Source organism: Spirillospora albida (assembly GCF_000718255.1).
GTDB classification, from domain to species: domain Bacteria; phylum Actinomycetota; class Actinomycetes; order Streptosporangiales; family Streptosporangiaceae; genus Spirillospora; species Spirillospora albida.
Genome location: NZ_JOFJ01000025.1, coordinates 52752 through 72212, shown reverse-complemented (window position 1 = coordinate 72212; position 19461 = coordinate 52752). Strand labels below are relative to the sequence as shown.

Sequence of the window (19461 nt, the reverse complement as noted above, 5' to 3'; positions counted from 1 at the left end):
GATCCTGTCCCAGGCCGGCACCTCCATGCTGGCCCAGGCCAACCAGGGACCCCAGTCGGTCCTCAAGCTCCTCGGCTAAGACACCGCCCGAGAAGTGAGGCATCTCGACGGAAGGGCGGCCGGCATGACCGCCGGCCGCCCTTCCTGATCTGTACGGCGTGTCCGCCCGACGGGGCGGCGCGGATGGCCCGCCCGACGGGGCGGTAGGCGAAGAGAGGGACGCACGTGACCAGCAGCATCGACGGCCTCGTCAGCGGGCTCAGCACCAGCGGCCTGATATCTCAGCTCATGCAGGTGGAGTCGGCACCGCAGACGGCCCTGCGGACCAAGGTCACCGCCCAGGAGAAGATCAAGACCGCCTACCAGACGCTCAACTCCAAGGTGGCGGGGCTCAAGACCGCCGCCGAGGCCATGAACGCGGAGAGCAACTGGGGCGCCGCCAAGGCCACCTCCACCTCCACCTCCGTCACGGCGACGGCCACGTCCGGCGCCCCGGCGGCGAACGTCACCTTCGACGTCCTCAACCTCGCCCGCGCCCAGGTGCGCACCACCGCCTTCGGCTCCGCGACCGACCCGGCCCTGGCGGCCGGCGTCTCCGCGATCAGCCTCAGGATCGGCACGGCGGACCCGGTCGACATCGCGGTCACCGTGAACACCCCGCAGGGCGTCGCCGACGCGATCAACGCCAAGGGGCTGGACGTGCGGGCCGCCGTCCTCACCACCGACCAGGGCACGGTGCTGCAGCTCACGTCCACCAAGACGGGCACCGCGGCCGCCTTCGACATCCCCGGCCTCGCCCGCGCCACCGCGTCCTACGCGTCCGCCGCCGCCCCGGCCCTCGCGGACGGCGCGACCGGCGTCGGCATCCAGGTCGGCGGCGGCGCCGTCGTCGACGTCGCCGTCACCGACAACACCCCCCAGGGCGTCGCGGACGCGATCAACGCGGCCGGCATCGCCGGCGTCACCGCGAAGGTCGCCACCGTCGACGGCCAGTCCGTCCTGACCGTCACGCACAGCAAGGACGGCGCGCCCGAGACCCTCGCCGTCACCGGCCTCGCGTCCCCCACCACCGCCACGCGGACGGGCCTCACGGGGGCCACCACCGTCGCCGTCACCGCCCAGGACGCCAAGATCCAGGTCGGTGCCCTCGCCTCCGGCGGCTACACGGTCACCAGCGGCACGAACTCCTTCTCGAACCTGATGCAGGGCGTCACGATCGGCGTCAGCAAGGTCGAGTCCGGCGTGAGCGTCGCGGTCGCCGGGGACACCGCGGCCATCGCCGACAAGATGAAGACCCTCGTCGACGCGGCGAACTCCCTGCTGAGCGAGATCACCGCCAAGACGGTCTACGACGCCGCGTCCAAGGCCAAGGGGGCGCTCAGCGGCAACTTCGGCGTCCGGCAGATCGCGCAGACCGTCCTGAGCGGGGTCGCCACCGGCCAGACCGGCTACGGCAGCTTCTCCCAGTTCGGCGTCGAGCTGGACCGCACCGGCAAGCTGACCTTCGACCGCGAGGCGTTCCTGGAGGCCTACGCCGCCGATCCCGCCAAGGTCAAGGCCGCGGTGTCCGCCACCGACCCGGCGATGGAGGGCCTGGTCGACGCCGACGGCGCCGCCGTCGAGAAGACCAAGGCGACGCCGCTGATGGGACTGGCCGAGAAGCTCCTGGTCATGGGCAACTTCGCCAACCAGAGCATCACCACCGCCATCCAGAACGGCGACAGCCGTATCAAGGACCTCAACAAGCAGATCGACGGCTGGGACGTCCGGCTCGAACTGCGCCGCGCGGCACTGCAGAAGCAGTTCGCCGGGCTCGAGGTCGCCCTCGGGAAGCTCCAGCAGCAATCGTCCTGGCTGTCCGGCCAGCTCGCCAACCTCCCCACCACTAGCAGCAAGTGAGTAGAGCCATGAACAATCCCATGCTCAACCGGTACCTGTCGGACTCGGTCAGCACCGCGTCCCCCGCCAAGCTGCTGGTGATGTTGTACGACCGGCTCGTCCTCGACCTGGTCAAGGCCGAGGAGGCGCTGCTCGCCGCCGACCGGGAGGCCGCGTCCGAGAGGCTGCAGCACGCCCAGGAGATCGTCATCGAGCTGCGCACCACCCTGGACGTGGACGCGTGGGAGGGCGCCCGCGGGCTCTCCGAGCTGTACGGGTTCCTGCTCACCCAGCTGATCCAGGCGAACGTCCGGGCGGACGCCGCGCTGGCCGCGTCCTGCCGCGCCCTCGTCGAACCGCTGCGGGACGCCTGGGCGACCGCCGCGGCCGAGTCGGTGGCGCCGGCCGCCGCCAGGGTCGGCTAGGGATGGGCGCCCCGGACGCCGGAGGCGGCCAGAAAGGCAGGGACGCCGGAGGCGGCCAGATGGGCGGGTCGGGAGCGTGGCGGGTGGCCTGGAGCGCCGCCCTGGACGCCCTCGAACTGGACGTCGTCAAGGTCGAACGGCTGATCGCCGAAGGCCACCAGCTCACCGACACCCCGGTCGCGGACCCGTGGGCGCCGCCGGAGGGCCTCGGCCCCCTGCCGCTGGACCTGCGGCCCCGCGCGGACGCGATCCTGACCCGCCAGCTCGCGGCAGCGCAGGCCCTCGCCATCGCCCTCACCGCCAACCGCCGGCAGGCGGCGGTCGCCGGGCGGTTCGTCGGAAACGGCGACGACGGCGGACCCCGTCCCGCGTACGTCGACTGCGCCGCCTGAGAGGAGCGCCCCGTGACCGACACCGCCCTTGAGGACCTGCGGCGCGAGCGCGCCGAGCGCGAGGCGGCCGAACGCTTCGTCCAGGAGACGATGCAGTACCGGGCGCAGCTCATGCAGGCCGCCCTGCGCATGACGCGGAACACGGCGGACGCCGAGGACCTCCTGCAGGACGCCTACGCCAACGCGTTCCGCTCGTTCCACCGCTTCACGCCGGGCACCAACATGAAGGCGTGGCTGTACCGGATCCTCACGAACCTGTACATCACGTCGTACCGGCGGGAGAAGAACCGCGCCCAGTACCTCCCGCACCGGGTGGAATGGGATGCGACGCTCGCCGACACCACGCCGGCGATCACGCTCCGCTCCGCCGAGTCCGAGGTCCTGGACCGCATCAGCGACTCGCACCTGAAGGCGGCCGTGCGCGCCCTCCCCGAGGACTTCCGCACCGTCATCTACCTCGCGGACGTCGAGGGCTACTCCTACAAGGAGATCGCCGCGTACATGGACGTCCCGATCGGGACCGTTATGTCCCGGCTGCACCGCGCCCGCAAACGGCTCCGCGCCGACCTCACCGCTTGACCCGGAGGCCTCCAGAAATCACTCAGGGAGGATTCCCCGTGCCCGATGTAACAGCCGGAACTTCCCTTTGTGCCCACGGAGGCCCTTGATGCCCACGCCAGCTCCCGTCACCCCGCGCCGACGCGGGATGGCCGCACGTGTCGGTGACCTGCCGATCACCGCGAAGCTCGTCGCCGCGGTCGGTGCCGTCGCCCTCACCTGCCTCATCGTGATCGGGGTCAGCATCGCCGGTCTCAAGAAGGCCGACGAGAAGGGCGCCGCGATCTACAACGAGGGCGTGGTGCCCGTCCAGACGCTGGCGTCGCTGCACGCGGACGTCCTGAAGGTCCAGATCTACCTCTCGAAGTACTACCTTTCCGACTCTGAGTACCGCGCCAAGCACAAGGCGGCCATGCAGAAGCTGGACGCGGAGGTGGAGAAGAAGGCCGCCGTCTACGCCCCGGTGTCAGCCGACCCCGCCGCGGCCGACAAGCTGTACGCGCAGTGGGTCGCCTTCAAGAAGATCCGCGACGAGGTCATCCTGCCCGCCGCCGACAAGAACGCCGAGCAGGCCTACTGGGACGGCATCAACCAGATCGAGGAGCTCAACCAGAGCATCGACGCCTCGTTCGAGCAGATCCAGGCCGCACAGGCCAAGGCGTCCGGCCAGAACGCGGTCGACGCCCGCGACATGATGAACCAGATCATCACCGTCGTCTCCATCGTCGGTGCCCTCGGCCTGCTGCTCGGCCTCGGCCTCGCCTGGCTCGTCTCCCGCGGCATCGTCCGTCCGCTGCGCAAGGTCACGTCCGTCCTGGACGGCGTCGCCCGCGGCGACCTCACCCAGCGCGCCGACCTCGACCAGAGGGACGAGGTCGGACGGATGGCCGCGGCCCTCAACCGCGCCACCGAGGGCATGCGCGAGACCATCGCCGTGATCCGCGGCAACGCCGTCTCCCTCAACGCGTCCTCGACGGAGCTCGCCGGGGTCAGCGACGAGCTGTCCGGCACCGCCGACGCCACCGCGTCCCGCGCGACCGGCGCCAGCGCCGCCGCGCAGGAGGTCTCCGTCAGCGTCCGGACGCTGTCGGCGGCGTCCGAGGAGATGGGCGCCTCCATCCGGGAGATCGCCACGAACGCGTCCGACGCGGCCGGCGTCGCCGTCGAGGCCGTGACCTCCGCTCGCGACACCACCGCGGTCGTCGGCCGGCTCGGCGAGTCGTCCGCCGAGATCGGCAACATCCTCAAGGTGATCACCTCGATCGCCGAGCAGACGAACCTCCTGGCGCTGAACGCGACCATCGAGGCCGCGCGCGCCGGCGACGCCGGCAAGGGCTTCGCGGTCGTCGCCGGCGAGGTCAAGGAGCTCGCCCAGGAGACCGCGAAGGCCACCGAGGACATCGCGCACCGCATCGACGCGATCCAGGCCGACACCTCGGCCGCCGTCGACGCCATCGACCAGATCTCCGACATCATCGGCCGGATCAGCAACTACCAGACGACCATCGCCGCGGCCGTCGAGGAGCAGACCGCCACGACCCAGGAGATCAGCCGCAGCGTCGCCGCCGCCGCCGGCGGTGTCGACGACATCGCCGAGAACGTCACCGCCGTCGCGGCCGCCGCGGACCAGACCAACCAGGGCGTCGCCGGCTCCCGGCACGCGTCCGAGGCCCTGGCCCGCATGTCCGCCGAACTGAACGACCTCGTCACCCGGTTCCGCATCGACTAACCGACCGGGGTGCCCCGGCACGGTCCGCCGTGCGCACCCCGAACCCCGGCCCGCCCGACTCACGGACGGACGCGGCCGGGGCAAGGGCCCGGCCGCCGGAGTCTCCTCCCCGAGCCTCCGGCGGCCGGCCCTTCACCATGAGCCCGGCCCTCACAAGGCCGGGCCTACGCACTGGAGCCCGGCCCTCACAAGGCCGGGCCTACGCACTGGAGCCCGGCCCCCACGGGGCCGGGCTCCAGTGGCGTCACGTGCGTTAAGCGAACAGCTCTTCAACATCCTGGACGACGGCGGCGCGCTGAACCCACTGCTCGAGCTGCCCGATGTCGGCGCAGCCGGTGATGCGCGCGCGGACATCGTCGGGGACGTGGAGGCCGCGCGCCGCCAGGACGAGCAGCACCGACCTCGCCTCGCCCCTCGCCTCGCCCCTCGCCTCGCCCCTCGCCTCGCCCCTTGCCTCGCCTTCGATCAGGCCCTCCTTCTTGCCGCGGCCGAAGTGCTCCTTGGCGAAGGGGCTGTGGACAGGCCAGGTCGTTGAGGCCATCAGTTCCTCCAGTAGGCGTTGTACGGGCGGTGAGGCCAGGCAGAACGCGTGTTCATAGTATTCCAGAGCGTGTTCGTCGTGGGGGTCGAGACTGCCGAGGAACGTTTGGGCGATGTCCCGCCCGTTGGTGCACGAGATGACGAGGTCGCGCAGGATCTCCAGCGCGTGTATCCGCGTGTGGTGGGATGGCTGGATGCGTGCCGCCGTGTTCCCTGCGCTGTCCGTCGTGCTCACCTGCGCCGTGTTCGCGACCGGGTGCGGCACGCAGGACGGGGCGGGCGGCGGGAAAGCGGCCGTATCCGAGGGCTCGGCTCTTCCCGGTGACCCGGACGACCTGGCGCGGGACGGGGTGAGGATCACCGGCATGACCGGTTGGTCCCGTCAGGAGACGCCCCCGGTGATCTCCGCCGAGTTCGAGGTGACCAACCGCGAGAGCGAACCGTTCACGTACACCATCACCTTCGATGGGCTCTCCGGTCATGGCGAGGTCGTGGAGAACACCAAGCAGACGGTTCCCGAGGTCGGGCCGGGCCGGACGGTCGGACGCACCGTCCGCCTGGTCGGCTCCTCGCCGGACGGCAGAGGACGCGTGCGCATCGCCGAGGTCCGGCGGGTCCCCGCCGCCGAGGCTCCGGCCGAGAGCGGCCCGTGCCCGCCTTCCGGGGTGCGGCTGACGGCCGATGACGGCGATGCCGCCATGGGGCTGCGCGTCGTCGGGCTCCGTCTGACCAATTGCGGGACCCGCGCCTACCGCCTCAACGGCTTCCCGCTGCTGGAACTTCTGGACGAGAACAGGAAACCGGCGCCCGCGGTCAAGGTCGTCAAGGGCGGCGGCGGCATCGCCACCGTGGCCGGCTTCGACGCCCCGGCCCGGCCGGTGGTCCTGGAGCCGGGCCAGACCGCCCGTGCCGGCCTGATGTGGCGCAATACCACCGACGCCGGCGGTACAGCGGTCAATGTCCCCTATGTCAGGGTCAAGGCCAAGCCCGGGGCCCCGCCCGTCATGGTCACTCCGGAACTGGACCTCGGAACCACCGGGAAACTCGCGGTCAGCTCTTGGAGGAAAGACCCGGCACGCTGAGCCGCCCCCTGGAGGAGTGCGCTCGTATGGATGACGTCCCGGCGGGCGGGGTCAGGCGCCGCCGTTGACGGCGCCGGTGCGCAGGGCGCCCTCGGTGATCTTCCACTTGTCGAGGAGCTTGTCGTAGGTGCCGTCGTCGATGACCTGGTACAGCGCCTGCTGGATCGGCTCGGTGAGGTGGGAGCCCTTGGCCAGGACGATGCCGTAGGGGGCCGCCTCGATCTGCGGGCCGGCCAGGCGGAGGCCGGGGTTCTGCTCCGTGGCGAGCGCGGCGGGCGGGAAGTCGTCCAGGTAGGCGTCGGCCTTGCCGGCCTCGACGATGGGACGGGAGTCCGACGGGCCGTCCACCTCCACCATGGTGATCTTCTTGCCGGCGGGGCAGCGCTTGTTCTGGGCGGCGGCCAGGTCGACGTAGATGGTGCCCTTGGCGACCGCGAGGCGGTACCCGCACAGCGCCGCCATGCCGTCGCCCTTGACGGCCCCGGTGACGACGATGGATGAGCCGACGTTGAGGTAGTCGACGAAGTCGACCTTGGCCTGCCGCTTGGCGGTGTCGGTGACCGAGGACAGCACGGCGTCGACGCGGCCGCCCGCGATCCCGTCGAGGAGTTCGGCCCAGGGGGTCTGCCGGAAGTCCAGCTTCAGGCCCAGGCGCGCGGCGAGGGCTCCGGCGAGCTCGTAGTCGAATCCGGCGAGCTCCCCGTTCTGCATGAACTCCATGGGGGCGTACGTGGCGTCCGAGCCGACGACCAGGGTGCCCTTCGCGCGGATCTGCTCGGGGACGGTGATGTGGGCCGCCGCCCGTGTGCCGGCCGTGCGCGGCTCGTCCGCGGCGCATCCGGTCAGGACGAGGCCGGCGGTCAGGGCTGCCAGCCACCGCAGTGAGCGCATGGGGCCATCCTTCGGGTCACCCGGGCAGCGCCCGGTGGTTGGGATCAAAGGATCGGCCCGAATACGTCCGATCTAAGGACTCAGCTCTGACTTGTCACCGCCGACTTACAGGGCAATCGACCTGCGAGGGCACTAATGAGACTCACCATCCGACGTCAGATCCTCGGCCTCGCGGCCGCGGGCTTCCTGCTGGTGACCGTGGCCGGCCTCATCGGGTTCCGGGGCACCTCCCAGCTGGAGGACGCCCAGGACGAGGTGGCCGCGTCCACCGCCGCGCTCCGTGCGGTGGGGCAGGCGGACACCGCCCGTGTCGGTTTCCGCGCCGAGGTGCTCAACGCGCTGACGACCGCCGACAGCAAGGAGCGGCAGGAGGTGCTGGACCGGCTGGGGGAGCGCGTCACCGAGCTGCGCACGGCCGTCGGACTGGTGATCCGCGACGAGCCGGAGCTGCGGCCGCAGGCGCAGCGGCTCGGTGAGACCGCCGACAAGATGATCGCGTCCGGGCAGCGGATCGTGACGCTCGCGAGCCGGGTGATCAGTGACCCGGGACGGGTCGGCGCGCAGCGCAGCCGCCCGGACTTCGAGGCGCACTACGGCGAGTTCGACCGGGCGCTGCCGGAGCTGGAGAAGCTGATCGCCCAGCGGACCGCCGACACCACCGGGGAGGCGGCCTCGGCCGCCACCGGCGCGAAGCGCCTCACGCTCGGCACGGCCGGGCTGGCGGCCGTGGTGCTGGGCGCGGCGGCGGTGCTGCTGGCGAACCGGATCTCGCGCCGGATCGCCGTCTGCGTCCGGGCGATGAAGGCGCTCGCGGACAAGGACCTCGGCGCCAGGCTGGACGTCGGCGGCGGCGACGAGCTGACGGAGCTGGCCGAGGCCCTCAACGGGGTCACCGAGACGGTGGACGGCGCGATCGGCGAGATCGCGGACCATGCCGCCGCTCTGATCACCGCGTCCGGGCGGCTGTCGGACACCAGCCGGCATCTGGCGGACGGGGCGCAGACCGCCGCCGACCAGGCGCAGAGCGCCACCTCGAACGTGACGCAGGTGACGCACAGCGTGGAGTCGACGACGGAGGCCGCGCATGAGCTCCAGAACTCCATCCAGGACATCAACGGCGCGGTCACCGAGGCCGAGCAGGTCGCGGGCGAGGCGGTCGAGCTGGCCGTGGCCACCAACCGGACCATCGAGCGGCTCCGCGCGTCCAGCGGCGAGGTCAGCGCCGTCGTCAACATGATCACGTCGATCGCGCAGCAGACCAACCTGCTCGCCCTCAACGCGACCATCGAGGCGGCCCGCGCCGGCGAGCAGGGCAAGGGGTTCGCGGTCGTGGCGGGCGAGGTGAAGGACCTGTCCCAGGAGACGGCGAAGGCCACCGAGGACATCGAGACCAAGGTGGCGGCGATGCAGGGCGACACCGAGAACGCCATCGACGCCATCGGCCGGATCAGCGCCGTGATCGACCGGATCGACGAGATCCAGCGGTCGATCGTGTCGGCGATCGAGGTGCAGAGCGAGGCGACCCGGTCGATCGGGTCCGGGATCGAGGTGGTGTCCCGGTCGTCCAGCGACATCACCGACTCGATCCGGAACGTGGCCGAGGCGACCCGGACGACCCGGGACGGCGCCGAGCAGACCGAGTCGGCCGCCGGTGAGCTCGCGTCCCTGGCGCAGGGGCTCAACGCCCTGGCCGGGCAGTTCCGCCGCTGATCCCTCCGCCGCCTCCGGACGGACGGCGCGAACATGCCGTTATCGTATAGATGCATAGAGTGATGGACGTTCGGGAGATCCGCGCGTGGACGGGAATGCGCCCGGGGATGCGGTGTCCGCGGCGGAGGCGGGTATGCCCAGGTCACTGCGGCCGGGACGGCGCGGGGGGAAGGGGACGCCCGAGTGGCGGTCCCTTCACCGGACGGGCCGGACCATGGGGTGTGAGGCCGTCGTGTCGACGAGGGAGGGGCGTGGTCTCGAGCGAGTCCCCCGCGGGGGACGGGGCGTCGCCGGAGCGTCGGGGGGCGAGGCCGCGGTGGACGCTGCGGTGGCTGCTGTCGGTGTCCTATCTGGTCCTGCTGGCCGCCCTGATGGTCATCGCGGGCAGTTCCTACCTGCGCATCGGGGCCCTGCTGGAGGCCAGGGCGCCGGTCGAGAACTCCTACGAGGTGCTGGACCGGGTCGCGCAGCTGCGCATCAACCTGATGCACGCCGAGCAGGGCCAGCGCGGCTACCTGATCACAGGAGATGACCTCTACCTGGAGCCGTACGACCGCGCGCTGGCCGATATCAAGCTCCACATGGCCCGGCTCGAGGACCTGACCCGTGGCACTCCCAGCCAGTGGGGGTCCCTCGCCGCGTTGCGCGGCCCGGTGGACGCCAAGCTCGGGGAGCTGGCCGAGACCATCCACCTCCGTTACGCCGAGGGGTTCGCGGCCGCGCAGAAGGTCGTGCGGACCGATCGCGGCGCCCGCGAGATGACCCGCATCCAAACACTGCTCGACCGGATGCGGCGGGAGGAGCAGCGGCTGCTCGCGGCCCGGCAGCGGGACAGCGCCGCGCGGGCGACCGAGACGCGGCGCATCATCCTGGCGGGATCGGCGCTGGTCATCGCTCTGGGAGCGGGATGCGCGTACTGGTCGACGCGGACCGTCACGCGCTCGGTGGGGCGGGTGACGCGGGCCGCGCAGCGGGTCGCGGCCGGGGACCTGAGCGAGCGGGCGGAGGTGTCGGGGCCGGCGGAGGTCGCGGAGATGGCCGCGGCGGTCAACACGTCCATGCGGACGATCCTGGAGGCGCGGGACGAGGCGGTCGCGGCGACGGCGGCGAAGTCGGCGTTCCTGGCGACGATGAGCCATGAGATCCGCACGCCGATGAACGCGGTCATCGGGATGACGGGCCTGCTGCTGGACACGGACCTGACCGACGAGCAGCGTGAGTTCGTCCAGACGGTGCGCGACAGCGGCGAGGCGCTGCTGGTCATCATCAACGACATCCTGGACTTCTCCAAGATCGAGACGGGGGGGCTGGAGCTGGAGGAGGCCCCGTTCGACCTGCAGGAATGCCTGGACAGCGCGCTGGCCCTGGTCGCCGTCCCGGCGGACGCCAAGAGGCTGGAGCTCGTCGGGAGCGTGGAGGAGGGCTGCCCGCGGCATCTGCGCGGGGACCTGACCCGGCTGCGGCAGATCATCGTGAACCTGCTCAGCAACGCGGTGAAGTTCACCGAGCAGGGCGAGGTGGTGGTCCGTGCGTCGGGCGAGCCCCTGCCGGACGACCGGGTGCGGCTGCGGATCACCGTCACCGACACCGGCATCGGCATCCCCCCCGACCGCATGGACCGGCTGTTCCGCTCCTTCAGCCAGGTCGACTCGTCCACCACCCGCGTCTACGGCGGTACCGGCCTGGGCCTGGCCATCAGCCGCCGCCTCGCCCGGGCGATGGGCGGCGACCTCACCGTGGAGAGCGAGCCCGGCGCCGGGTCGGTGTTCACCCTGACCGCCGTCCTGGGGCTGGAGCCCGGCCCCGCGCCCGTGTTCGCCGTAGAGGTTTTGCGGGGCCGCTCGGTGCTGATCGTGGACGACAACGCCACGAACAGGCGCGTCCTGTGCGCGCAGCTGACCGGCTGGGGGATGCGGGGCACCGCCGCGGAGACCCCGCAGGAGGCCCTGGAGCTGGTGGCGTCGGGTTCCGTCTTCGACGTCGCCGTGCTGGACATGCACATGCCCGAACTCGACGGTGTCCAGCTCGCCGCCGCGCTACGAGATCTTCCCGCCGGGCGGGAGCTGCCGCTCGTCCTGCTCAGCAGCGTCCATTTGCGGCTGGAGCCCCGGGAGCAGGCGTGCTTCGCCGCGGTGCTGACGAAACCGGCCCGTGCGGCCGCGCTGCAGACGACCCTGGCCGGGGTCCTCGGCCGGGAGGCCGGAGTGGCCGCCCCGGTGGACGGCGCGCGGCGGGACGTGCCCGGATCGGCGCCGCTCCGGCTCCTGCTGGCCGAGGACAACCCCGTCAACCAGCGCGTCGCCCAGCTGATGCTGGACAGACTCGGCCACCGGGTCGACACCGTGGGCAACGGCGTGGAGGCGTTCCACGCGCTGCGCCGCGTCCGCTACGACGCCGTATTGATGGACGTGCAGATGCCCGTTCTGGACGGGCTGGCGGCGACCCGCCGGATCCGCGCCGAGCTGCCGCCCGACCGGCAGCCGCCCATCATCGCGATGACGGCGAGCGCGCTGCCGGAGGACCGGGCCGCGTGCCGGGAGGCCGGGATGCAGCACTACCTGGCGAAACCCGTCCGGGCGCCCGATCTCGCCGCCGTCCTCGCCAAGCTGCCGGCCGCCAGGCGGACCGCCCCGGAGACCGCCGCCGAGCCGGAGCAGACCGGCCTGGAGCCGGAGCGGGCCGTCGCGGGGAGCGCGCAGGACCGCGGGAACGGCGTCGACGGCCGTGCCGCCGCCATCGGCGAACGCCTCGCCGACCTTCTCGGCCCGGACCCGTCGCCGGACGAGTTCACGCTGGTGGGCCGCCTCGTCGACTCGTTCGTGGAAAAGGTCGGCTCGGCCGTCGAGGAGCTGGAGGAGGCGGCGGGGCGCCGGGACGCCGAAGCGGTCCGCATGTCCGCCCACAGCCTGGAGGGGTCGGCCGGGAACATGGGGGCCGAGGCGCTCGCGGACCTGTGCAGGCGCGTGCAGGCGGAGATCCGCGCGGGCCGCGCGGAGGCCGTGGCCCCGCTCGTGGCGGAGATCCGCGCCGAGACCGCGGTGGTCCGCCGGGTGATCGCCGAGAGCACCTCGCGCCCGCCGTTCCCGCCCGCCGAGGGTTAGTCGGCGGTGCCGAAGACGGGGAGGCCGAGGGCGGTCAGGCAGGGGTCCAGGAGGCGTTCCAGGAGGGCGTCCTCGATCAGGTCGGAGACCGTCAGGGCGTGGACGGCGCCGCTGAGCAGGTTCCAGACGCCGGCGGCGCGGTCGGCCATGGGGATGCCGGCGGCGTCGACGGCCTGGACGAGCCGGAGCTGCGCGGCGGCGGAGGCGCGGACGCGGTCGGCGGTGTGGACGGCCCAGGAGACGGTGTGGACGGCGTGTGACCAGGACGTGGTGCCGGGGCGGACGCGGTCGGCGGCGGTGCGGAGGCGGTCGAGGCCGGTGGCGCCGATGGTCTCCAGGCCGCGGCAGAGGGCGGTGACGGCGACGTGCTGGGGGCCGAGGTCCAGGGGGCGGACCGGGAGCTCGCGGGTCGCCATGAGCCAGCCGACGGCGAGCCGGCGGCGGGTGTCGGCGGGGAGGAGTTCGCGCAGGTAGGTGGCCATGACGGCGTCGCAGACCACGGCGGTGGCGCGGACGGCGGTGGCGTCCTGGGTCCAGGCGGAGCCGGTCTTGTTCCACGTCCAGTCGAGGATGTCCTGGCGCACGCAGCGCAGGAGGGTGTCGGCGGTGCCGATGGGGGCGCGCTCCAGCTGGGCGAGGGCGCCGGCGGGTTCCTGGCCGGCGAGGCCCGCGATGGTGGGGCGGAGCATGGTGGCGGCGTCGACGTCCCGCCAGAGGAGGTCGCGGACGTCGTCGCCGGGGAGGTGGCGGGCGAGGACGTCGAGGTCGGCCGGGACGAGGCTGAGTGCGCGCGAGAGGGTCTCGGCCGTCGCCGCGCCGCCGTCCAGGCGGGTGAGGTCGAAACCGAGCACGGGGGCGCTGACCAGGGAATACATGGCCACAGTGTGCATCGCGTTTTAGTGAAATGCCCATTTTGATCAAGCTTTTAGGGGAACTTTCACCGTGTGTTCTCGACATTGCGCATACCGTCACCAAAACCGTGCATTACCTGGTGAAATACCTCATAGAACAGCGCCGCCCGCGAAGGGGGTGACCCCTGCGCGGGCGGCGCCCGGTCCCCGAAGGGATCAGTACTCGAACCGGCTGACCAGGCTGCGCAGCTGCCCGGACAGGTCCGCCAGGGCGGCGGCGGCCTTCTGGTTCTCGGTGATGCCCTCCGTGGTGGCGCGGGCGGCGCCGGCGAGCGCCGACAGGTTGTCGGCGATGCTGGTGCTGCCGGTCGCGGCGTCCGCGACGTTGCGGTTCATCTCGTTGGTGGTGGCGGTCTGCTCCTCCACGGCGGAGGCGATGGTGAGCTGGTAGTCGTTGATCCGCGCGATGATCTCGCTGATCTCGCCGATGGCGGCGACGGCGCTGTCGGTGTCGGCCTGGATGGCCTCGACGCGCTTGGAGATGTCCTCGGTGGCCTTGGCGGTCTCCTGCGCGAGGTCCTTGACCTCGCCGGCGACGACCGCGAAGCCCTTGCCCGCGTCACCCGCACGCGCCGCCTCGATGGTGGCGTTGAGGGCCAGCAGGTTGGTCTGCTCGGCGATGGAGGTGATGGTCTTGATGACGTCGCCGATCTCGGCGGAGGAGGTGCCGAGCTTGCCGACGGTGTCGTTGGTCGCGGCGGCCACGGTGACGGCCTGCGCGGCGACCTTGGCCGCCTCGCTCGCCGACTGCGCGATCTCGCGGATGGACGTGCCCATCTGCTCGGAGCCCGCCGCGACCGTCTGGACGTTCGTCGACACCTGGCCGGCGGCGCGGGCGACGTTGTCGGCCTGCTCGCTGGCCTCGGCCGCGCTGGTGGCGATCTGGTCGCTGACCTGGGTCAGCGAGTCGGAACTGCACGCCAGGGTGTCGGCGCTGGAGCCGAGCGCCCCGACGGCCTGCCGGATCGACTCGCTGGCCTGGTTGAACGCGACCGCCATCTTGCCGACCTCGTCGTTGGACGTGACGTCGGCGGACCCGGTCAGGTCGCCGTTGGCCAGGCCGTCCAGGGCGCGCGACATCGAGGTCAGCGGCCGGACGATCATCCGGGAGACCATCAGCGCGAGCCCGACCGCGAGCGCGAGGCCGATGATCAGCAGCGCGAGGATCGTGGTGCGGGCGCCGCTGTAGCTGTCCTGGCTCTCGTCGGCGACCGCGTTGGCGTTGGCCTGCTCCGCCTTCGCCAGGTTCTCCATGGAGACCTTGAGCTGCTCGCCGTTCTTCGAGAACTCGTCCAGGATCTTCTGGGTCTCGGCAGCGGAGGCGGCCGTGGGCGTGGTGACCGGCCGAGCGGGGGCGTTCAGGAGGATCGCGTTGCGCATCTCCTGGTACTTCGCCCACGCCTCATCGAACTGCGCCACGTTCTTCTGCGTCGCGTCCGAGGCCGAGCCGAGGTGCTTCTTGTACGCCTCGAAGGCCGCGGTGACGGCGTCGGTGGCCTGAAGGGTGGCCTGCTTCAGGGACGTCTTGATCGTCGGGTCCTGGACGGCGACGAAGGCGGTCGCGGTCGAGTGCATGTCGCCGATCCGGCCGCGGGTCTCGCTCAGCAGGGCGAGGCGGTCGACGTTGCTGGACTTCATCTCGTGCAGGTTGTCGTTCAGCATCGCCATGCGGCTGAGCGACACGGTGCCGATGCCCGCGGCGACGACCGCGACGATCAGTACCGCAACGAGGATCTTGGTGTTCACCCGGCGGTCGGCGAACCAGCCCAGGAGAGGGTTGCGCCGTCCCGCCGCACCGGTGGCGGCGTCGGCACTCTCAGGGAGAGTCGTATCGGTGGAGTGGACGGTCAACGTTGTGTCCTTTGCTGAGCCGGCCGACGCCTTGGCGTGCCGGAACATGTGACATGACAGGTGCTCTGTCCATCGGCGGACGCGGCGGTGATCTGAGCCGTTCGGCGGGCTGAGCGGCGGGTCAGGACGGCGACGGCGCCGCGGGCAGTTCCGCCGTCGCCGGCTCGGCGGCGCCGGGCGCCGGTCCGGGCTGCGGATCGGTGGTGCGGCGGCCGTAGGGCGGGTTCACCACCTGGGCCGTGACCGTCACGTTCGATCCGTCCGGCCCGTCCGGCGGGGCGGGGGGACGGGCGTAGGCGGCGCCGAGGCGCCGCAGCAGGCCGAGCATGACGGCGCTGATCGCGACGGCGATCAGGTAGCGGACCAGGGCGGTCGTGACCTCCAGGTCGCCCACCACGAACGCGTGCCACAGCGCCGGTCCGGCCAGGACGAGGCCGAGGAGCAGCGCGGACGTGCTAGCCACCGGCGGCCGCCTTCCGGGCCTTGATCTGCGCGCGCAGGACGTGCCGCCGGATGACCTCCGCGTCCGGCTCCGCCGGCTCGAAGACCACCACGGCGTTGACGGCGCCCTCGGCGCCGCGCCCGATCGTCAGGACGCTGCCGGGAACGTTGAGCATCCGCTCCTCCAGGACCAGTTTGGCCACCACGCTCTGCCCGGCGGCCAGGCCGGGGCCGTCGCCCGTGCAGCGCGCGCCGTGCTCGGAGATGTCGATGAGCCGTCCGGTGAAGACCTCGCCGCCCTCCTCGGGGTCGACGAGCAGGAGCGGGTCGTCGACGGGCGCGCGGGCGGCGCTGCGCCGGTTGCCGACGCTCACCTTCCCGTCGGTCTCCAGTTTCCACAGGCTGACGATGCCGTGCCGCTGCTCGGTCAGGGTGCCGGGCGCGCTGTAGAGGCCGCGCATGCCCGTCCAGCGCAGCTCGACGGCCGCGCCGATCCGCGGGATGTCCAGGTCGCCGATGCCGCGGGGCGCCGCGACGGTGATCTGCCGGCCGCCGTCGGAGTCCTCGATGCGGGACGGGTAGACCCGCCCGTCCGGCAGGACCAGCTCGACCAGCGAGTTGATCCCCGGCATGTCCATCGATGTCATTCCTCGTCCTCCAAGCGCTCGCACAAGAGCGCCGCCCAGCCCTGCGGCGTGCAGGGACGGTCCTCCAGGTACGCGATCGGGAAACCGAGGCCGAGGACGCTCGCGGGGTCGGCGGTCGCGGCCACCGCGGTGACGGCGAGGCCGTGCACGGGGCCGAGGGTGCCGAGGAACGCGGCGGTGTCGGCGGTCTTGCGGGTCGCGTCCGCGACCGCCCAGACGGCGGACGCGCCGAGCGCGTCGGCGACCTCGCGGGCCCACTCGCCGTTGCCCTCCTCCACGGTGGCGTCGACGACGACGATCCACGGCAGGTCGGCGCGGTGCATCTTGCGGGCGCGGCGGACCGCGGCGGCCGGGCCGGACACCCGGCGGGCCGAGTGGATACCGGTCCCCGCGGTGCTCCGCGCGGCCAGCAGGACCTGCGACGGGCCGAGGTTCAGCATCTTCGCGACGGTCTGCGCGAGCGGCACGGCGGTGCCCGGCGTGCCCACGATGACCAGGACGTCGCCGGGACGGGACGGGACCGGGGGCGCCTCCGGCATCGCGGCCAGCGCCCGGGTGACCGCCCGGTACCGGTCGGCGCCGGTGGCGCGGCGCGCGTAGTGCTCGGGCATGCCGAGCCCGCGCAGCCACTCCTCGTGCGGCCGGTCCGCCTCGACGACCGGGGCCTGGAACGCCTGGGCGGCGGTCGCGGCGGCGGGACGGTAGGTGCCCGCGGTGTCCAGCCGCTCGGCGGCGAGCACGTCGGCGAAGGCCCGGTCGACGACGGCCGGGGCCTGCGCCTGCGCCGGGGCCTGCGCGGCGACCGGGGCCGGGACGGCAGCGGTCGCGGCGTCGGCCGTCCGGGCGAACGCGCCCGGCACCTGCGCGGCGGCCTGGGCGAACACCTGGGCGAACGCGGTGTCGCCGCCGGCGGGGGTGAACCCGGGCGGCACGACCGGCGTGGTGGAGGGAGCCGGGGCCTGAGCCGGGGCGGTGGGGGCGGAAAGGACGCGCTCCCGCTCCTCGGTCCGGGCGAGCAGCGCCGCGACGGGGTCGACGTCCGCCGCGTCGTCCTTGGCCGGGACGCCGCGCGCGGGCTCCTTCACCGTCTCGTCGTCGCCGCCGACCTCGACGGTGAGCTCGTAGTGCTGGCGGGCGAAGAAACCGGCGAAACCGCCACTGCGGACGCGGTCGGCGGACACGATCGAGACCTGCGGGCCGTGCTCCTCACGGACCTGCGTCAGCAGTTTCTCGATGTCGGTTCCCTCAAGCAGCAAGCGCTTCGGCATCGGTCACAACCCCCACGGTCTCGACTTCGGACTGGCATTCGGCGATCTCGGTGTACGACAGCAGCGGCAGGCGCGGCGTGGTCATCTTCAGCAGGCGGCGCAGCGGCATCCGCAGCTGCGGGGAGCAGACCAGCACGGCGGTGACGCCCTGCTGCTCGGCGGCCTCGGCGAGCAGCGCGACCCGGCCGAGCAGCAGCTCGGCGCGCGCCCCGTCCAGCAGCAGCTGAAGGCCCTGCTCGGTGGGCCGCAGCGACTCCAGCAGGCCCTGCTCCAGGCGCGGGTCCAGGGTCAGGACCGGCAGCCGGCCGCCGACCGCGTACTGCGCCGCGATGGCGGGACCGAGCGCGGCCCGCGCGGCCTCGGTGAGCGACTCGGGGTCGGTGGAGGCCTTCGCCGCCAGTGACAGCGACTCGAAGATCCGCACGAGGTCCCGGACGGACACGCCCTCGTCCAGCAGCGACTGCAGGACGAGCTGGACCTGGCCCAGGCTGAGCAACGACGGGGTGAGCTCCTCCACCACCACCGGGTGGCTGCGGCGGACGGACTCGGTGAGCGCCCGGACGTCCTCGCGGCCGAGGAGCCGCGCGGCACCCGCCCGGACCACCTCGGCGAGGTGGGTGATGATGACGGACGCGCGGTCGACGACGGTGGCGCCGGTGAGCTCGGCCTGGTGCCGCAGCTCGGCGGGCACCCACTTGCCCGGCAGGCCGAACACCGGCTCCTGCCCGGCGCGGCCCGGCAGTCCGCCGAGGTCGTCGCCGATGGCGAGGACGGTCCCGGGCGGCGCCTGCCCCCGGGCGACCTCCACGCCGTTGATGCGGATGACGTAGGTGGACAGCGGCAGGTCCAGGTCGTCGCGGGTGTGCACCGGCGGCATGATCACGCCGATCTCCATCGCGATCTTCCGGCGCAGCGCGCGGACCCGCTCCAGCAGGTCGCCGCCCGCGGCGTCCACGAGGTCGACCAGGTCGGGCGAGAGCGCCAGCTCCAGCGGGTCGACCCGGATCTCGCCGAGCAGCGCCTCGGGCGAGTCGGGCGAGGGGGCGTCCAGCTCCATGGCCTCGTCCTGCGCGGCCTCCGCCGGCTCCTCCTTGACCCGCTGCGCGATGAGCAGGGCGATCCCGCCGATGATCATGAAGGGCAGCTTCGGCAGCCCGGGGATCAGGACGAGCGCCAGCGCGGCGCCGCCGCCGACCTGCAGGGCCCGCTTCTGCTGGCCGAGCTGGCGGGTGACGGTGCTGCTCATGTCGCCGTCGCCGCTGGACCGGGTGACGATCAGGCCGGTCGCGACCGACAGCAGCAGCGCGGGGATCTGGGAGACGAGGCCGTCGCCGATGCTCAGCAGGCTGTAGGTGTGCATCGCCTCGCCGGGCGCCATCTTGTGCTGCATCACCCCGACGGCGAACCCGCCGACCAGGTTGATGATCGTGATGATGATGGCGGCGATCGCGTCGCCCTTGACGAACTTGGAGCCGCCGTCCATCGCGCCGTAGAAGTCGGCCTCGGCGGTGACGTCGGCGCGCCGCTGGCGGGCCTCGGCCTCGTTGATCAGGCCGGCGTTCAGGTCGGCGTCGATGGCCATCTGCTTGCCGGGCAGGGCGTCCAGGGTGAACCGCGCCCCGACCTCGGCGACGCGCTCGGCGCCCTTGGTGATCACGACGAACTGGATGATCACCAGGATCGCGAAGATGACCAGGCCGACGATCAGCGAGCCGCCGACCACGAAGTGCCCGAACGCCTCGATGACCTTGCCGGCGTCGCCGTTCAGCAGGACGAGCCGCGTCGCGCTGATGTTCAGGGCGAGGCGGAACAGCGTGAGGATCAGCAGCAGGCCGGGGAACGAGGAGAACTCGAGGGGCCGCTTGACGTTCATCGCGACGAGCAGCACGACGAGCGCGATGGTGATGTTCGCGGCGATCAGCAGGTCGAGCAGCACGGTCGGCAGCGGCACGACCATCATGATGATGATCAGAATGACGCCGAACGGGACGGCCAGCTGGCGCATTGCTTTCGGCAACGCGGTGTCCTCCGCTTCCT

At 72.3% G+C, this 19461-nt stretch carries 17 protein-coding genes; 9 read left to right on the top strand and 8 right to left on the bottom strand.

Going from position 1 to position 19461, the window contains the following annotated elements:
- Position 1: 1 nt before the first annotated feature.
- The 6 genes from IE99_RS33740 to IE99_RS0126050 all read left to right on the top strand — a co-directional run bounded on the left by IE99_RS33740 (position 2) and on the right by IE99_RS0126050 (position 4982).
- Positions 2-79 (top strand): flagellin, encoded by a 78-nt coding sequence (locus IE99_RS33740; RefSeq protein ID WP_425423859.1) that lies wholly within the window; start codon positions 2-4, stop codon positions 77-79.
- Between the two features lie 146 nt (positions 80-225).
- Positions 226-1899: a flagellar filament capping protein FliD gene (gene fliD / locus IE99_RS0126070; protein ID WP_030176424.1), complete on the top strand. Its 1674-nt coding sequence runs from the start codon at positions 226-228 to the stop codon at positions 1897-1899.
- Positions 1900-1907: 8 nt separating this feature from the next.
- A complete protein-coding gene (gene fliS, locus IE99_RS0126065) occupies positions 1908-2303 on the top strand; it encodes a flagellar export chaperone FliS (protein WP_030176422.1) in 396 nt (131 codons plus the stop codon).
- A gap of 59 nt (positions 2304-2362) precedes the next feature.
- A complete protein-coding gene (locus IE99_RS0126060) occupies positions 2363-2695 on the top strand; it encodes a hypothetical protein (protein ID WP_030176419.1) in 333 nt (110 codons plus the stop codon).
- Between the two features lie 12 nt (positions 2696-2707).
- Positions 2708-3274, top strand: a complete 567-nt coding sequence (locus IE99_RS0126055) for a sigma-70 family RNA polymerase sigma factor (protein WP_030176415.1) — start codon at positions 2708-2710, stop codon at positions 3272-3274.
- A gap of 88 nt (positions 3275-3362) precedes the next feature.
- Entirely contained in the window at positions 3363-4982 is a 1620-nt protein-coding gene (locus tag IE99_RS0126050; protein WP_051713270.1) for a methyl-accepting chemotaxis protein, read from the top strand.
- A gap of 253 nt (positions 4983-5235) precedes the next feature.
- On the opposite strand, the gene IE99_RS30760 is transcribed toward IE99_RS0126050, so the two are convergent.
- On the bottom strand, positions 5236-5523 hold the full coding sequence (locus tag IE99_RS30760; protein ID WP_030176409.1) for a hypothetical protein: 288 nt from the start codon (positions 5521-5523) through the stop codon (positions 5236-5238).
- Between the two features lie 127 nt (positions 5524-5650).
- Between IE99_RS30760 and IE99_RS0126040 the strand changes: the two genes are divergently transcribed.
- On the top strand, positions 5651-6604 hold the full coding sequence (locus tag IE99_RS0126040; RefSeq protein WP_245623343.1) for a DUF4232 domain-containing protein: 954 nt from the start codon (positions 5651-5653) through the stop codon (positions 6602-6604).
- 51 nt (positions 6605-6655) lie between these two features.
- Here the strand turns inward: IE99_RS0126040 and IE99_RS0126035 are convergent, their stop codons facing one another.
- The gene (locus IE99_RS0126035) at positions 6656-7495 is read right to left on the bottom strand and encodes an ABC transporter substrate-binding protein (protein ID WP_051713268.1); all 840 of its coding nucleotides are present in this window, start codon (positions 7493-7495) and stop codon (positions 6656-6658) included.
- Between the two features lie 135 nt (positions 7496-7630).
- Here IE99_RS0126035 and IE99_RS0126025 point away from each other — a divergent pair, with 135 nt between their 5' ends.
- The gene (locus tag IE99_RS0126025; protein WP_051713265.1) at positions 7631-9205 is read left to right on the top strand and encodes a methyl-accepting chemotaxis protein; all 1575 of its coding nucleotides are present in this window, start codon (positions 7631-7633) and stop codon (positions 9203-9205) included.
- Between the two features lie 251 nt (positions 9206-9456).
- The gene (locus IE99_RS0126020) at positions 9457-12306 is read left to right on the top strand and encodes a hybrid sensor histidine kinase/response regulator (protein WP_051713263.1); all 2850 of its coding nucleotides are present in this window, start codon (positions 9457-9459) and stop codon (positions 12304-12306) included.
- Here the strand turns inward: IE99_RS0126020 and IE99_RS0126015 are convergent.
- The 6 genes from IE99_RS0126015 to flhA form a co-directional block, all read right to left on the bottom strand.
- Positions 12303-13181, bottom strand: a complete 879-nt coding sequence (locus IE99_RS0126015; RefSeq protein ID WP_030176399.1) for a hypothetical protein — start codon at positions 13179-13181, stop codon at positions 12303-12305. The genes IE99_RS0126020 and IE99_RS0126015 overlap by 4 nt on opposite strands.
- Before the next feature lie 192 nt (positions 13182-13373).
- Complete coding sequence (locus IE99_RS0126010) at positions 13374-15068, bottom strand: methyl-accepting chemotaxis protein (protein WP_211258925.1); 1695 nt, start codon at positions 15066-15068, stop codon at positions 13374-13376.
- Between the two features lie 121 nt (positions 15069-15189).
- On the bottom strand, positions 15190-15531 hold the full coding sequence (locus tag IE99_RS0126005) for a hypothetical protein (protein WP_030176395.1): 342 nt from the start codon (positions 15529-15531) through the stop codon (positions 15190-15192).
- Positions 15524-16156: a PilZ domain-containing protein gene (locus tag IE99_RS0126000; protein ID WP_084219944.1), complete on the bottom strand. Its 633-nt coding sequence runs from the start codon at positions 16154-16156 to the stop codon at positions 15524-15526. Before IE99_RS0126000 ends, IE99_RS0126005 begins: the two co-directional genes overlap by 8 nt.
- Complete coding sequence (locus IE99_RS29775) at positions 16153-17424, bottom strand: hypothetical protein (protein WP_037560096.1); 1272 nt, start codon at positions 17422-17424, stop codon at positions 16153-16155. The genes IE99_RS0126000 and IE99_RS29775 overlap by 4 nt, the downstream gene beginning before the upstream one ends.
- Positions 17402-19441, bottom strand: a complete 2040-nt coding sequence (gene flhA / locus IE99_RS0125990; RefSeq protein WP_211258924.1) for a flagellar biosynthesis protein FlhA — start codon at positions 19439-19441, stop codon at positions 17402-17404. Before flhA ends, IE99_RS29775 begins: the two co-directional genes overlap by 23 nt.
- Between the last annotated feature and the right edge of the window lie 20 nt (positions 19442-19461).

Excerpts from the sequence above, each read along its gene's own strand:
- fliS (WP_030176422.1), top strand. The coding sequence starts at position 1,908 with ATGAACAATCCCATGCTCAACCGGTACCTGTCGGACTCGGTCAGCACC.
- IE99_RS0126060 (WP_030176419.1), top strand. The coding sequence starts at position 2,363 with ATGGGCGGGTCGGGAGCGTGGCGGGTGGCCTGGAGCGCCGCCCTGGAC.
- IE99_RS0126050 (WP_051713270.1), top strand. The coding sequence starts at position 3,363 with ATGCCCACGCCAGCTCCCGTCACCCCGCGCCGACGCGGGATGGCCGCA.
- IE99_RS30760 (WP_030176409.1), bottom strand. The coding sequence starts at position 5,523 with ATGGCCTCAACGACCTGGCCTGTCCACAGCCCCTTCGCCAAGGAGCAC.
- IE99_RS0126035 (WP_051713268.1), bottom strand. The coding sequence starts at position 7,495 with ATGCGCTCACTGCGGTGGCTGGCAGCCCTGACCGCCGGCCTCGTCCTG.
- IE99_RS0126025 (WP_051713265.1), top strand. The coding sequence starts at position 7,631 with ATGAGACTCACCATCCGACGTCAGATCCTCGGCCTCGCGGCCGCGGGC.
- IE99_RS0126015 (WP_030176399.1), bottom strand. The coding sequence starts at position 13,181 with ATGTATTCCCTGGTCAGCGCCCCCGTGCTCGGTTTCGACCTCACCCGC.
- IE99_RS0126000 (WP_084219944.1), bottom strand. The coding sequence starts at position 16,156 with ATGACATCGATGGACATGCCGGGGATCAACTCGCTGGTCGAGCTGGTC.
- IE99_RS29775 (WP_037560096.1), bottom strand. The coding sequence starts at position 17,424 with ATGCCGAAGCGCTTGCTGCTTGAGGGAACCGACATCGAGAAACTGCTG.